At 60.3% G+C, this 14,035-nt stretch carries 14 protein-coding genes; 5 read left to right on the forward strand and 9 right to left on the reverse strand.

The features are described from left to right. Positions 1–43: 43 nt before the first annotated feature. From era to RIF72_RS16900, 4 genes are read right to left on the reverse strand one after another with little or no spacing between them, the layout of a single operon-like run. Entirely contained in the window at positions 44–1,006 is a 963-nt protein-coding gene (gene era, locus RIF72_RS16885; RefSeq protein ID WP_017197589.1) for a GTPase Era, read from the reverse strand. Continuing rightward, complete coding sequence (locus RIF72_RS16890) at positions 990–2,321, reverse strand: hemolysin family protein (protein ID WP_309075996.1); 1,332 nt, start codon at positions 2,319–2,321, stop codon at positions 990–992. The genes era and RIF72_RS16890 overlap by 17 nt, the downstream gene beginning before the upstream one ends. Beyond that, positions 2,318–2,791 (reverse strand): rRNA maturation RNase YbeY, encoded by a 474-nt coding sequence (ybeY, locus tag RIF72_RS16895; protein WP_309075997.1) that lies wholly within the window; start codon positions 2,789–2,791, stop codon positions 2,318–2,320. The genes RIF72_RS16890 and ybeY overlap by 4 nt, the downstream gene beginning before the upstream one ends. Continuing rightward, the gene (locus RIF72_RS16900; RefSeq protein ID WP_309075998.1) at positions 2,788–3,870 is read right to left on the reverse strand and encodes a PhoH family protein; all 1,083 of its coding nucleotides are present in this window, start codon (positions 3,868–3,870) and stop codon (positions 2,788–2,790) included. The genes ybeY and RIF72_RS16900 overlap by 4 nt, the downstream gene beginning before the upstream one ends. A 423-nt stretch (positions 3,871–4,293) precedes the next feature. Here RIF72_RS16900 and RIF72_RS16905 point away from each other — a divergent pair, with 423 nt between their 5' ends. Next, entirely contained in the window at positions 4,294–5,166 is an 873-nt protein-coding gene (locus RIF72_RS16905; protein ID WP_309076006.1) for a GerMN domain-containing protein, read from the forward strand. A gap of 45 nt (positions 5,167–5,211) precedes the next feature. Here the strand turns inward: RIF72_RS16905 and RIF72_RS16910 are convergent, their stop codons facing one another. Genes RIF72_RS16910 through hrcA form a run of 3 tightly spaced genes read right to left on the reverse strand, consistent with a single transcriptional unit; the run spans position 5,212 to position 8,175 of the window. Then, positions 5,212–5,985 carry a 16S rRNA (uracil(1498)-N(3))-methyltransferase gene (locus RIF72_RS16910; RefSeq protein WP_309075999.1) on the reverse strand — a complete coding sequence of 258 codons (774 nt, stop codon included), beginning with the start codon at positions 5,983–5,985 and terminating at the stop codon, positions 5,212–5,214. A gap of 2 nt (positions 5,986–5,987) precedes the next feature. Further along, on the reverse strand, positions 5,988–7,115 hold the full coding sequence (gene dnaJ / locus RIF72_RS16915) for a molecular chaperone DnaJ (protein ID WP_309076000.1): 1,128 nt from the start codon (positions 7,113–7,115) through the stop codon (positions 5,988–5,990). Between the two features lie 52 nt (positions 7,116–7,167). After that, positions 7,168–8,175 (reverse strand): heat-inducible transcriptional repressor HrcA, encoded by a 1,008-nt coding sequence (gene hrcA, locus RIF72_RS16920; RefSeq protein WP_309076001.1) that lies wholly within the window; start codon positions 8,173–8,175, stop codon positions 7,168–7,170. 192 nt (positions 8,176–8,367) lie between these two features. Here hrcA and RIF72_RS16925 point away from each other — a divergent pair, with 192 nt between their 5' ends. Then, the gene (locus tag RIF72_RS16925) at positions 8,368–9,219 is read left to right on the forward strand and encodes a DUF3097 family protein (protein ID WP_309076002.1); all 852 of its coding nucleotides are present in this window, start codon (positions 8,368–8,370) and stop codon (positions 9,217–9,219) included. Positions 9,220–9,342: 123 nt separating this feature from the next. Continuing rightward, a complete protein-coding gene (locus tag RIF72_RS16930; protein ID WP_026005318.1) occupies positions 9,343–9,756 on the forward strand; it encodes a DUF4870 domain-containing protein in 414 nt (137 codons plus the stop codon). A gap of 28 nt (positions 9,757–9,784) precedes the next feature. Here the strand turns inward: RIF72_RS16930 and hemW are convergent, their stop codons facing one another. After that, positions 9,785–11,014, reverse strand: coding sequence for a radical SAM family heme chaperone HemW (gene hemW, locus RIF72_RS16935; protein WP_309076003.1), 1,230 nt, complete (start codon positions 11,012–11,014; stop codon positions 9,785–9,787). After that, on the reverse strand, positions 11,015–12,868 hold the full coding sequence (gene lepA / locus RIF72_RS16940) for a translation elongation factor 4 (protein WP_026005317.1): 1,854 nt from the start codon (positions 12,866–12,868) through the stop codon (positions 11,015–11,017). 159 nt (positions 12,869–13,027) lie between these two features. Here lepA and RIF72_RS16945 point away from each other — a divergent pair, with 159 nt between their 5' ends. Together RIF72_RS16945 and rpsT are read left to right on the forward strand one after the other, a co-directional pair. Then, positions 13,028–13,555: a type II toxin-antitoxin system PemK/MazF family toxin gene (locus tag RIF72_RS16945; RefSeq protein ID WP_309076004.1), complete on the forward strand. Its 528-nt coding sequence runs from the start codon at positions 13,028–13,030 to the stop codon at positions 13,553–13,555. Between the two features lie 178 nt (positions 13,556–13,733). Further along, a complete protein-coding gene (gene rpsT / locus RIF72_RS16950; RefSeq protein WP_054808077.1) occupies positions 13,734–13,994 on the forward strand; it encodes a 30S ribosomal protein S20 in 261 nt (86 codons plus the stop codon). Positions 13,995–14,035: the final 41 nt, after the last annotated feature.

Consider the following 14,035-nt stretch of genomic DNA (forward strand, 5'->3'; position numbering starts at 1 on the left):
TTCCTTATCGGGCCCGAAGCCACGCCGAATCCAGTGATGCCAATTAGAAGCCGAGTTTGACCAATTGCTTGGGATCCCGCTGCCAGTCTTTAGCAACTTTTACATGGAGATCAAGGTAAATGCGCGTACCGAGCAGCGTTTCAATTCCTTTGCGGGCATTGGTTCCCACTTCACGCAAGCGGCTTCCCCCCTTGCCGATAATGATGGCCTTCTGCGAAGGCCGCTCGACATAAAGGTTCACCCGAACATCCAACAGCGGGTTGTCCTCGGTCCGGCCTTCGCGGGGAACGATTTCCTCCACCACCACGGCGAGTGAATGCGGAAGTTCGTCGCGGACGCCCTCAAGGGCAGCCTCTCGAATAAGCTCTGCGATCATGACAGCCTCAGGCTCGTCAGTCAGCTCGCCATCAGGATAAAGCGGAGGCGACGACGGCATGTGGCTGATCAGCACATCTGCCACGGTGGAAACCTGGAAACCATCGGCAGCAGAAACAGGCACGATGTCAGCCCAGCCCTGCTCACCTAGAACGTCGCGTCCCAACGCAGCGACCGCTAGCAGCTGCTCCGTCAATGCCTGACGGTCCACAAGGTCCGTTTTCGTCACCAGCGCCACGATCGGCTTGCGTCCGACGGCGGCCAGCTGAGCCGCGATGTATTTGTCGCCGGGGCCGATTTTTTCGTTTGCCGGCAGACAGAAACCGATGGCATCGACTTCCGCCAGTGTGTCTGCCACAAGTTCATTGAGACGCTTACCCAGGAGGGTACGGGGCCGGTGAAGGCCTGGCGTGTCCACAAGGATCAACTGGGCATCATCCCGGTGGACGATGCCGCGGATGGTGTGCCGTGTGGTTTGCGGCTTGGCAGAGGTGATCGCCACCTTCTGGCCAACCAAGGCATTGGTCAGTGTCGACTTCCCTGCGTTGGGCCGGCCGACAAGGACCGAGAAGCCAGCGTGGAAGCCACCGAAATCGGCATCGGCATCGAATTTCTTATTTTGCTTGCTCACGTGGAACTCCCTGTTGCGTTGAGTCGGCGTCATCGAGTAGGTCTTCAAAGTCAGTGTCTTCCTTTGGCATGGCTGCCGCAATGATGTGGCTGACCCTGTTTCGGCGACCCTCCAGCCTATCCGCCCGGAGCGATATACCGTTCACTTCGACCGAACTCCCAACAATCGGGACCTGACCGAGGGCTTTGGCAAGTAGGCCACCCACAGTATCCACTTCGTCGTCGTCGAGGTCGATGTCGAATAACTCACCCAGGTCGTCGATGCTCATACGGGCGCTTACGCGGTACGTGCCATCGCCGAGGTCGACCGCTTCCTCGGCGGCGGCGTCGTATTCATCCACAATCTCGCCGACGATCTCTTCAATGAGGTCCTCAAGGGTGACCAGTCCAGCGGTGCCGCCGTACTCGTCGATCACGATCGCTACGTGTGTGGACTCCTTCTGCAGTTCCCTCAGGAGGTCGCTCACTGGCTTCGATTCCGGAACGTAGCGGACATCCCTTGCAAGTGAGTCGACATCATGGGCTTGCAGTCCCGGTTCGCTGCGGTGCATGGCTGCAGCCACGTCCTTGAGGTAAAGAATTCCACGGATTTGATCCGTGTTCTCACCGATGACCGGAATCCTTGAATAACCCGAACGCAGGAAAAGGCCCATTGCAGTTTCGAGGTCCGAGCCCATACCGATGGTGACAATGTCCGTGCGGGGAACCATGACAGAGCGCACCAATGTGTCACCGAAGTCGAAGACTGAGTGGATGAGCTCAGCCTCATTGTCTTCGATCATGTCCGACTCTGCGGCGCGATCCACGAATTCACGGAACTCTTCTTCACTGACGAAAGCGTCGTCCCCGCCCGGGGCGCCAGGTGCAACTGCCTGCCCCAGAGCCACCAACCAACCGGGTATGGGTCCCAATATCCAACACAGAAACCTGATCAGCGGAGCAGTGAAGCGAACGACTGGTCCCGAGTGCGCCCTGCCCAACTGCCTGGGTGAAACGCCCACCAGCACAAAGCCAATCACCGCCATGATGCCCGTAGCTGCGAGCCCTGCGAGCCATACGTTGTCCAGCAAACTGTGCAGGACCACGGCTACGGCAACTGCTGCCGCCATTTCGAACCACACGCGCCAAAAGCGCAGTGCCCGCATGTGAGCGATCGGGTTCTTGAGAATGCCCCCCAGCGCTTTGCCCTTGCTGCGCACTATTGATTGTTCGGCCTCATGCCGGGGCAGGAAGTTGAATGCAGCCTCGGCTGCGGTCAGCAGTGCCACGAAGCTGAGGAAAACCAGCGCCATGCCGACCAGGATGATCGAGGTCACTGCATGGTCTCCATGGGGGCATCCTTGCCCAGGAATTCAGACAGCAGTTCCCGCTGCAAGCCGAACATCTCTTCCTTTTCCTCCGGCTCTGCATGGTCGAAGCCAAGCAGGTGGAGGATGCCATGGGTGGCCAGGAGCAGCATCTCATCCTGCGTGGAGTGCCCGGCATTGCGTGCCTGGACCTCGGCCACTTGCGGGCAGATTGCGATGTCGCCCAGCATTCCTTGCGGCGTGGGCTTGTCCGGAGTGCCTGGTGTCAACTCGTCCATGGGTACGGACAACACATCCGTAGCTCCGGGCTCGTCCATAAGTTCGATGTGCAGCTTTTCCATGGCCGGTTCATCGACGAGCAAAATGGACAGCTCGGCCTGGGGGTGGATGTATAGGCGCTCAAAGATGAAGCGTGACAACTTCACCAGTTGCGCTTCGTCCACTGCTACACCGGACTCGTTGTTTACTTCAATGCTCATTTACGTTCTCCACGTGGGTACTGTGTTCCTGCGGCGTCGGTGCGGTGTGCGTCGTCCCATGTGCTGTAGGCGGAGACGATGTCAGCAACCAATCGGTGCCTCACCACGTCAGCGGCCTCCAGGATGGAGAAATTGACGTCGTCGACCCCCTTCAGGATCTCCCTGACGATCCGCAGGCCCGATGTTGAACCGGAAGGCAGGTCGATCTGGGTGACATCGCCTGTGACCACCATTTTCGATCCGAAACCGAGGCGGGTCAGGAACATCTTCATCTGCTCCGGAGTGGTGTTCTGGGCTTCATCGAGGATGATGAACGCGTCGTTCAGAGTCCGTCCGCGCATATAGGCCAAGGGAGCGACCTCGATGGTCCCGGCAGCCATCAAGCGCGGGATGGACTCGGGATCCATCATGTCGTGCAAGGCGTCATACAGCGGGCGAAGATAGGGGTCGATCTTGTCGCTCAGGGTGCCGGGGAGGAAGCCTAGTCTCTCCCCCGCTTCCACCGCGGGCCGGGTCAGGATGATCCGGCTGACTTCCTTCGTCTGCAGGGCCTGCACTGCTTTGGCCATCGCAAGGTACGTCTTTCCAGTACCTGCCGGACCAATTCCGAAAATTACGGTGTTGTCGTCAATGGCGTCAACGTAGTTTTTCTGGTTCAGCGTTTTGGGCCGTATGGTCTTACCCCTGCTGGACAGGATGTTGTGCGTCAGGACATCCGCCGGATTCTGAACGGACTGCGTCCTCAACAGGGACACGAGCTGCTGCAGGATATCCGGAGTGACCACGGTCCCCTTCGCTACGAGCCCCCGGACTTCCTCCAAAAGACGCATGATACGTGGAATGACTGCGGAAGGCCCGGTCATGGAGAGTTCATTGCCACGGACGTGGAAATTGACGTCCTGGAACTGTTCCTCGATGTATCGCAAGGCTTCGTCGTGGCTGCCCAACGAGTGAACCATTTGGTCGGAGTTGTCGAACGTGACAACTTCCGTGCGCGTACCCGGTAGTGTGTGCGGGAACTCGGTGGGCGGCTGGTTGCCGTTTCCGGTCCTGAGCCGCCCGTTCAAAGATTCACTCATAGTGCTGGCCTTAGGCCTTTTCTCCTCCGGTTGGTCGTATTACTCCATCGATTCGACATTCGTGGCCGCTGAAAGGCGCCGCCCGGATGCCGGAATGTCTTCAATCCTACGCCAGCCCGGCCCGCGATGAACCTCAGCGGACGGCATCTTCGGGGCCTGCACCGTCACGTCAGACATATTGTCTCAACTCTGCATCAAGCGGGTATCAATCCTGTTTCAGTTGACGTCCGGCAACCCAATCCCGGCCGACCGCCGTCGACGATGTGCCAAGCTGGCATAGCGGGTGGGATCAGCACCCTGTGGTCCGGCCCCGGCGGCTGCGGCCGCCAAGAGACACGTTAAGGCAGGAAACCCATCGCAAAGCCAGTAAGCATCCGGAGCGGCGCGCACAGGCGGACGAGGTCCGTCATCGCCGTGCCAGCGATGTTTTCTGTCCTCTTGCTGACCGGGTGCATAGCCAATGGCGGCGATAGCCAATCAAGCATAAGTTCGCCACCGGTCACCGTCCAGGATGCCCCGGCCAGCAACGCTCCCCTGGAGACCACGCAGGCCTCCACCAAGATCCCGGTCTACTGGATCGGACGCAGCAAGGAAGAGGTCTACCTCTACCGCGAGTTCCGGGACATTCCCAGCGACGGGAACCCCGTAACCACCGCGCTCCGGATCATGATGTCTGAAAAGCCTTTGGATCACGACTTCTTTACGCCCTGGCAGGATCCGGAGAGTCTTGCCACCTCGATCTCCGGTAAAAACGTAATTACCGTTGATATCTCCCGGGACGCTTTCAATTCGAACCTCGACGCCGGAATGGCGCATCGCGCCGTTCAGCAGTTGGTCTACACGGCTACGGCAGCAGCCTCGTCGTCGGGAGTCATAAACTCGGGCCAGCAAATCCAGGTTGTCATTTTGGTTGACGGACACAAGGACTACATGGCGTTCGGGCAGGTGCAGCTCGGCCAGCCCATGGAACGGAACGCATCGCTGGTGGCGCCGCTCTGGATAATCGATCCGCAGGAAGAAACGTCCTTGCCGGCCGGCGTCGTGAAGTTCAACGGCCGTAGCACGGACAGCTCACGGCCCGTCAGCTGGCAGATCCTCCAAGAGAACAGCAAAGGCGAAAAGACCAGCCTGCTCACGGGCCAAACCGAGGCAACTGGTGAACCGGGACAATACGGACTTTTCAGCTTCAGCGCTACGTTGAAGGCCGGCAAGTATGAGTTGCGGGTTTCACAGGTCGACGAAGCCGGCGCAACCATCGAAGCGAGCACCGATACCCGCCTGTTCAACGTCGGCTAGCGACCGGGGTCGGATACTCTGCCGGTCCGTCCAACTGCGGGCTGGTTACCAGCGGCCCAGAACGTCACTGGCCAGAACGACGGCGGCAGGTCCCGCCGTCGACGACCGCAACACATGGTGACCCAATAGGGCCGTTACGGCACCCGCATCGCTGAGACGTGTAACTTCACGAGGTGAGATTCCGCCCTCCGGTCCAACGATCAAAAGGACCTCGCGCGGCGTACCTGAAGCCTCATTTGGCAACGCATCCGACTTTTCAAGGACAGTCCGCAGGGGGTTCTTGGCGTCTTCATGCAGGATGATGGCTAAGTCAGCGGTCGCAACACTCTTCGCCAGTGCGGAGGTGTCCACGATGTTTCGCACCTCAGGGATCCAGGCACGCCGCGCCTGCTTGGCTGCTGCAGTGACCACCGACTGCCACTTCGCGTGGGCTTTAGCAGCCCTTTCGCCCTTCCAACGCACGATTGCTCGTTCGGACTGCCAAGGAATGACGGCATCAATTCCTAGTTCCGTGGCCGTCTCGATGGCAAGTTCATCGCGGTCGCCTTTAGCAAGGGCCTGAACCAGCACCAACCGGATTTCGGGCTGCTCCTCGTGGACCACCTCGGATGCCTTAACGGTCAAGCTGCTTGATCCGGCGTCGACTACGGTGCCTATCAGCCGCACGCCCGATCCATCCGCCAGGTCCACCGGCTCACCCACAGCCAGGCGCTTGACCGTGACAGCATGACGGGCCTCAGGACCATCCAGCACGAAAGTGGAGCCCGGAATCACCTGGTCGAGGCTACCCGCCGTTGTAAAGAAAACGGGATTGCTCACCGCTACAGGTTACCCAGCTTGTCCCGCAGCTTCGCGAACATGCCGCCGCTTGCCACAAGCTTTCCTTCGGTGAACTGCTCACCGCGCAGCTTGGCGAGTTGCTGCAAGAGTTCTTCCTGGGCAGGGTCGAGCTTGCCTGGCGTCTCCACGTGCAGGTGCACCTTGAGGTCGCCTCGTCCGTAACCACGGAGGTGCGTGACGCCCAGGCCGCGGAGGGTAATGACCTCGCCCGACTGCGTGCCAGCCTTCACGTCGATATCCTGCGCGCCGTCGAAGGTGTCCAGCTGCAGCTCTGTACCAAGTGCCGCCGCCGTCATGGGAACGCTGAGCGTGGCATGAAGGTCATCGCCTTCACGCATGAACATGGAATCGTTGTTGACCCGGATTTCGACGTAGAGATCACCGGCGGGACCACCTGCGGGACCTGCTTCGCCCTGCCCGGACAACTGGATGCGAGTACCGGTTGCGACGCCTGCCGGTACTTTGATGGTGAGGGAACGGCGGCTACGGATTCGGCCCTGTCCATTGCACTCGTTGCAAGGGTCCTTAATGACCGTGCCAAAGCCCTCGCAGGAACCACAAGGTGCAGTGGTCATGACCTGACCAAGAATGGATCGGACGGCCCGCTGTACCTGGCCACTGCCACCGCAAATGTCACAGCGTTCCGGGTGGGTGCCCGGGCGGCAGCAGCTGCCGTCACAGGTGGGGCAAACCACAGCAGTGTCCACTTCAAGCTTCTTGTTTACGCCGAACACCGCGTCCTTGAGGTCGATGCGGACGCTGATGAGTGCGTCCTGGCCGCGACGGACACGCGAGGCGGGACCACCGTGGCCGCCGCCGCCACCAAAGAAGGTGTCGAAGATGTCCTGGAACGCGAAACCCTGACCGGAGTAGCCGCCACCGAAACCGTTGTCGGTGCCGTTCTCATTGCCAGTGGCATCGTAGACCCGGCGCTTCTGGGGGTCTGACAACACTTCGTAAGCGTGGGTCACGGCCTTGAACTGTTCCGCGACATCTTCACCGGGGTTTACGTCGGGGTGCAGTTTCCGCGCCAACTTGCGGTACGCCTTTTTGATCTCTTCCCCGGTGGCTTCCGGCGAGACTCCCAAAACGTCATAGTGGCTGCTCAAAGTCGGTATCTCTTCCTTGTTGTACTGCGGATTTTTCCTCGGACCGGCTTGTTCAACCGCCGAGAATGCGGGAAAGGTAACGGGCCACGGCGCGTACGGCTGCCATGGTGGTGGGATAGTCCATGCGTGTCGGACCGAGAATCCCCACTTTCGCGCCGGAGCCGTAGCCCGTAGCTACGACGGACGCCTCAGCCAGTCCGTCGTACGGATTCTCACGTCCAATGCTCACGGTGACGCCGCGGGGATCATCCCCCATGTCAGACAACAACCGGAGCATGACAACTTGTTCCTCGAGAGCCTCCAGCACAGGACCGATGCTCAACGGGAAGTCCACATTGGAGCGGGCCAGGTTGGCGGTTCCTGCCATCAGGATGCGCTCTTCACGGCTGGTGTCGCTGAGTGATTGCAACCCCTGAGCCAGCGTCTGCGCCACGCTGCGGAGCTCCGGCGGACACAAGGCGACTACCGAAGGAAGCACTTGGGGCAAAAGAGCCAGCTGGGTGGCGGCGATGCTGCCGAGGAAGCGCGACCTCAGGAGCATCAGCGCCTCGTTACTCACGTCAGAGCCGGCGTCGATGACCTTCTGCCCAACGCTGCCCGTATCCGCAATGAGGACCACAAGCACCTGTTTTGGGGCCAACAAGACGAATTCCACGTGCCGGACCAGAGCACGGTTGGAATGCGGATACTGCACGACGGCCACTTGGTTGGTCAGCTGCGACAGGAGCCTTACAGTTCGCTCCAGGATGTCATCAACATCATCCGGGCCTTCAAGCAACGAGTGGATCGCCCTGCGTTCGGCAGCCGAAAGCGGTTTGACTTGGGAAATGCGGTCAACGAAAAGGCGGTAGCCCTTGTCCGTTGGGATTCGGCCCGCGCTGGTGTGGGGCGCTGCAATCAGGCCTTCCTCTTCCAGGACAGCCATGTCGTTCCTGATGGTGGCACTGGAGACGCCAAGATGGTGACGCTCCACGAGGGCCTTCGATCCAACAGGTTCCCTGGAATGCACGTAATCCTCAACGATGGCACGCAGCACCTCAAGCTTGCGCGGCTCACTCATTGCTCCACCTCCTGACGACTACCTTGGTCCCTGCGACCGGTCAACGCGGGATCTCAACCGGACCACCACACTTAGCACTCAACATGCCCAAGTGCTAACAAGTCTAGTATGAGCCACCCCGTTGCTAGCATTGAAACCTCCCGTGGCCGGCTTCGGCCCGCGCCATAAACCCGCACAAAAGGTAGGAATCCCTTGGCTTTCGACAATTGGGGCCCGCAGGATCTGTCCGCTCCCAGCAAAAACCAGCTGCCGGAAGTGGCCGTACAGCGGGGAATGGTCCTCGAAGACGTGCAGTCGGGCTGGGTGGGCGAAGTCACTCGTGTTGAGAAATCAGGCGGAATGCACGTTGTCTCCCTTGAAGACAGGCGTGGAAAGATCAAGTCATTCCAGTTGGGATTCGGGTTCCTTCTGGAGGGGCAGGCCATCCGGCTAATGCCCCCTGCCGCCCGTCCTGCCGCCTCTGCCGCTCCTTCCAGCCGGACAGCGTCCGGATCCGTGAGGGTACAAGGCCAACGTGCCCAGGTGGCAAAGGCCAGCCGCATTTGGGTGGAAGGAAAGCACGACGCCGAGCTCGTCGAGAAGGTCTGGGGTGACGATCTCCGTGTGGAGGGCATCGTCGTGGAGCCTTTGCATGGCGTTGACGACCTGAAGTCAGCCATCGCTGCCTTCAATCCTGGCCCGGGCCGCCGCCTTGGCATCCTGGTGGACCACCTTGTCCCCGGGTCCAAAGAGTCGCGCATCGCCGCCGATGCAATGACGGTGCCCGGAGCGGCAGGAAACGTTTTGATTGTCGGCCACCCCTATGTGGACGTCTGGCAGGCCATCCGGCCAAAGGTCCTGGGCATAGAGGCTTGGCCTGCCGTTCCACGAGGGATCGATTGGAAGACAGGAATCCTCACAGCCTTCGGCTGGCCCCACGATACCGCAGAGGACATAGGCTTGGGCTGGCAGCGGCTCCTCGGAGCGGTTCGAACTTATGCCGACCTTGAAGCCTCACTCCTGGGCCGTGTCGAAGAAGTCATCGACTTCCTGACAGTTCCTTGAGGCGACGTCCATGAAGGAACAGCAACTACCGTGTCAACGGGGCGTTGGTCCCGGGAACTACGTTGGGGCCGGTATTCTGGGACAGCAATACCGCAGCATCTTTTAAAGCAAAGGGAAGACACCGTGGCAGATAACGCTCCTGAAGAACCGGGTAGCGCCGCAGGCCGGCCCCAGTACCATGGCGCGCCTGCCAACGCACTCCCGTTAACGGCCAGCGAAGACAGGCAGTGGGCTACGCTGGCCCACTTTGGCGGCATCCTGGGATGCCTGCCATCCCTTCTGATCTACTTGATTTTCCGGGATCGCGGGCCGTTCACCGCGCAGGAATCCAAAGAGGCGCTGAACTTCACGTTGCCTCCCACCATCGCCGCAGTGCTGGCCAACATTCTGGTGCTGCTGCCGGTTGTGGGCAACATCTTCGCCGTGATTGCCACAGCCATTTGGGTGGCCCTGACGTGCTTCTCAGTCTCGGCCGGAATCCGGGTAAACCACGGGCAACCTCACCGTTACAAGGTCAACCTGCGCTGGATAAAGTAGCCCCGCCCCTTTCGGGCGGGCGCTGCGGTTAGTCCGGAAGGATCCTGCGGACTACGGCGTCAGCCAACAGCCGCCCCTTCAACGTCAAGACAAGCCGGCCCTTGAACGCCTGAACGGGGTCCACCAGCTCGTCAGCAATCAGCCCGGCCATCGCATGCCTCCCGATCGCGTCCAATGCATCCACGGACAAGCCCGTTCCGAGCCGCGCTTCGAGCATGATGCGCTCAACTTCGCGGGTTTCAGCGTCGAGGGTTTCCCGGCCGGCGGCCGGCGAGCTTCCAGCAGCCAACCGTCCCGCATAGGCAGTGGGGTGCTTGACATTCCACCACCGAACACCTCCCACGTGGGAGTGTGCCCCTGGTCCGATGCCCCACCAGTCATCCCCGCGCCAGTAGGCAAGATTGTGCCGGCAAGCCTGTTCCGGTGTCCGGGACCAATTGCTGACCTCGTACCAGTTCAATCCTGCTTGGGAGATCATTTTGTCCGCCAACTCGTACTTGGCTGCGTGGTCGTCGTCATCGATTCCGGGTACTTCGCCGCGTCGAATCTGGGCGGCAAGTTTGGTACCGTCTTCGACGATCAGTGCATAAGCACTGATGTGATCCGGCTGGTATGAGAGCGCAGTTTCGAGTGACAGCTGCCAGTCAGCCATGGATTCCCCGGGCGTGCCGTAGATGAGGTCCAGGCTCACTGCAAGGCCCGCTTCACGTGCCCATTGCACCACCAGAGGCACGCGGCTTGGAGTATGGGTGCGGTCCAGTACTTTCAGAACGTGCGGGACGGCGGATTGCATGCCGAACGAGACCCGGGTGAATCCGGCATCAGCCAGCACCTTCAGAGATTCGGGGGTCACAGAATCGGGATTGGCCTCAGTTGTCACCTCAGCGCCGGGCTCCAAGCCCCAATGGTCGACGGCGGCGCGCAGGATCCGCGCCAGGTCTTCCGCCGGGAGGAGCGTGGGAGTACCCCCACCAAAGAAAACAGTGCTGAGAGGACGCCGAGGCAAACCGGACGCGTCCAGTGCCAACGACGCGAAGTCGAGCTCAGATACCGCCGTAGTAGCGTAAGCATCCTGCGAGGCCCCACCGCCAAGCTCGGTGGCCGTATAGGTATTGAAGTCGCAGTAGCCGCAGCGAACGGCGCAAAACGGGATATGGACGTAGAGCCCGAAATTGCGGTGCTCGACGCCGGCCAGCACCTGCGGAGGCAAAATGCCATCCGCAGGTGCAGGGTCGCCCAGAGGTAGGACGCTGGGCATTTACTTCTTGGCCTTGTCCTTGGACTCGTCAGTGGTCAGGGCTGCGATGAATGCCTCTTGGGGCACCTCCACGCGTCCAACCATCTTCATGCGTTTCTTGCCTTCCTTCTGCTTTTCCAGAAGTTTGCGCTTACGGGTGATGTCACCGCCGTAGCACTTGGCAAGAACGTCCTTGCGGATGGCCCGGATGCTCTCGCGTGCAATGATGCGTGATCCGATGGCGGCCTGGATAGGCACCTCGAATTGTTGCCTGGGAATGAGCTCACGGAGCTTCCCCGTCATCATCACACCGTAGGCGTAGGCCTTGTCACGGTGGGTGATGGCGCTGAATGCGTCCACTTGTTCACCTTGGAGCAGGATGTCCACCTTGACGAGGTCGGCCACCTGTTCGCCGTCGGCTTTCCAGTCAAGCGAGGCGTAGCCGCGTGTCTTGGACTTCAGGAGGTCGAAGAAGTCGAAGACGATTTCGGCCAGCGGGATCCAGTAGCGGAGCTCCACGCGATCCTCGGACAAGTAGTCCATGCCGCGCATCTGGCCACGGCGGCTCTGGCAGAGTTCCATGATGGATCCGACAAATTCGTTGGGCGCCAGGATGGTTGCGGACACCATTGGTTCACGGACCTCGGAGATCTTGCCCGTGGGGTACTCGCTGGGGTTGGTGACGTGGATAACCTTCTTGTCCTCCAGGGTCACCTCGTACTCCACGTTGGGAGCCGTGGAGATAAGGTCCAGGTTGTACTCGCGCTCGAGGCGCTCACGCGTGATCTCGAGGTGAAGCAACCCAAGGAACCCAACACGGAAACCGAAGCCCAGCGCTGCAGACGTCTCGGGCTCGTAAACCAGCGCGGCGTCATTGAGCATCAGCTTTTCGAGGGCGTCGCGGAGTACCGGGTAATCCGTTCCGTCCAGCGGGTAGAGACCGGAGAAGACCATCGGCTTGGCATCGGCGTAACCGCTGAGCGACTCCGATGCCGGCTTGGCCAGGTTGGTGACCGTGTCGCCAACCTTGGACTGGCGGACGTCCTTCACACCGGTGATCAGGTATCCCACCTCACCGACGCCCAAGCCCTTGGACGGTGTGGGCTCCGGGGAGCTGACACCAATCTCCAAGAGCTCGTGCGTGGCCCTGGTGGACATCATCTGGATGCGTTCCCGGGGGTGCAGCATGCCGTCAACCACACGGACATAGGTGACCACGCCGCGGTAGGTGTCATAGACCGAGTCAAAGATCATGGCGCGTGCCGGAGCATTGGGATCGCCAACGGGCGCGGGAAGGTCGCGGACAATTTTGTCCAGCAGCGCTTCCACACCTACGCCGGTTTTACCTGAAACCTTGAGCACATCATCCGGATCGCCACCAATCAGGTTGGCAAGCTCAGCCGCATACTTCTCGGGCTGCGCGGCCGGGAGATCGATCTTGTTCAAGACCGGAATGATGGTGAGGTTGTTTTCCATCGCCAAGTACAAGTTGGCAAGGGTCTGGGCCTCGATGCCCTGGGCAGCGTCCACCAGCAGCACTGCACCTTCACAGGCCGCCAGGGAACGGGACACCTCATAGGTGAAGTCGACGTGGCCGGGAGTATCGATCATGTTCAGCGCATAGCTGTTGCCATCGAGTTCCCACGGCATACGAACAGCCTGGGATTTGATGGTGATGCCGCGCTCACGTTCGATATCCATACGGTCCAGATACTGGGCCTTCATGTCGCGTTGCTTAACGACGCCGGTGTACTGCAGCATGCGGTCGGCCAAGGTGGATTTACCGTGGTCGATATGGGCAATGATGCAGAAGTTCCGGATGATGGCCGGATCTGTTGCGGCGGGCACCGGTGCGGTGCGGGCCATGGGAGACACGCAGGATCCTTACTGTCGACACTCGCGCGGTAATTCCCGCCACTGGGCATAGGCCAGTCGGAACAAGCCGCGCATCTGATCCTCTAGTCTCCCATGAACCGGCGTTTCGCCGTACATTGCGTGCCGGGCACTAGCAGGAGCCAGCTGTAGCGTTGTCACATGGCTTTCGACTTTCGCCCTCTTGGCAAACTCATCATGCGGTCCCTCGAGTCGTTGGGAGGCAACAGCACCAGGACAGCCACCCCGGCAGGTGCCCGAAAGACGCAGACCCGGCGATCCGACGTCGTGCGCCAACCAGGCCCCTACCCCGGCGATTTTCGTGGCTCGGTTAAAGTCAGCTACTCCCCCAAACCCGATGGCCAACCGGACCCTGGCGAGATTGTGTGGAGCTGGGTTCCCTATGAAGAGGACCACACGAAAGGCAAAGACCGCCCCGTACTTCTTGTTGGTCGGGACCGCGAGTGGCTGTTGGGTCTCATGCTGACGTCCAAGGAACACGACAACGACGCGCGGGCGGGCGAGTATGTCGATATCGGAACCGGCGCCTGGGATCGGCAAGGCAGGCCCAGTGAAATCAACGTGGGTCGCGTCATCCGGCTGAATCCTAACGCGATCCGGCGGGAAGGCGCTGTTCTGGGAAAGTCGCAGTTCCACGAGGTTGCCCGGGCGCTACAAGCCCGGAACTAGCCAGCCTATGCGCCAGGTTCTGCGTGACCCCTGAGTTTCTGCTATCCTTTATAGCTGTGTGTCCGTGCAGGTCGACGGCCATACATGGTTGGCTGCCATAGGCATCCCCACGCCGCTCAGTCGATGGCCAACCTGAAAACCCTCTAGACCATTTCCGCATTAAAAAGAGAGTTCATACGTGGCTAATATCAAGTCCCAGAAGAAGCGCATCCTCACCAACGAGAAGGCTCGCCTGCGTAACAACGCCGTCAAGTCTGAGCTGAAGACGGCCATCCGCGCCGTCACCACCGCCGTTGAGTCTGCCGACAAGGATGCTGCTGGAACTGCACTTGTTGCTGCCAGCCGCAAGCTGGACAAGGCTGTCAGCAAGGGCGTTATTCACAAGAACAACGCTGCAAACCGCAAGTCGGCGATCTCCAAGAAGGTCAACGCACTCTAAGGTTTTCCAGTTCGACTGAGCTGATCAAAAGGCCGGCGCCC

The sequence above is a fragment of the Paenarthrobacter sp. genome (assembly GCF_031180005.1).
Lineage (GTDB): Bacteria > Actinomycetota > Actinomycetes > Actinomycetales > Micrococcaceae > Arthrobacter.

Bases quoted from the DNA above. Each gene is read 5' to 3' on its own strand.
- RIF72_RS16945 (WP_309076004.1), top strand. From the start codon at position 13,028: ATGGCTTTCGACTTTCGCCCTCTTGGCAAACTCATCATGCGGTCCCTC.
- hemW (WP_309076003.1), bottom strand. From the start codon at position 11,014: ATGCCCAGCGTCCTACCTCTGGGCGACCCTGCACCTGCGGATGGCATT.
- hrcA (WP_309076001.1), bottom strand. From the start codon at position 8,175: ATGAGTGAGCCGCGCAAGCTTGAGGTGCTGCGTGCCATCGTTGAGGAT.
- RIF72_RS16905 (WP_309076006.1), top strand. From the start codon at position 4,294: ATGTTTTCTGTCCTCTTGCTGACCGGGTGCATAGCCAATGGCGGCGAT.
- RIF72_RS16900 (WP_309075998.1), bottom strand. From the start codon at position 3,870: ATGAGTGAATCTTTGAACGGGCGGCTCAGGACCGGAAACGGCAACCAG.
- ybeY (WP_309075997.1), bottom strand. From the start codon at position 2,791: ATGAGCATTGAAGTAAACAACGAGTCCGGTGTAGCAGTGGACGAAGCG.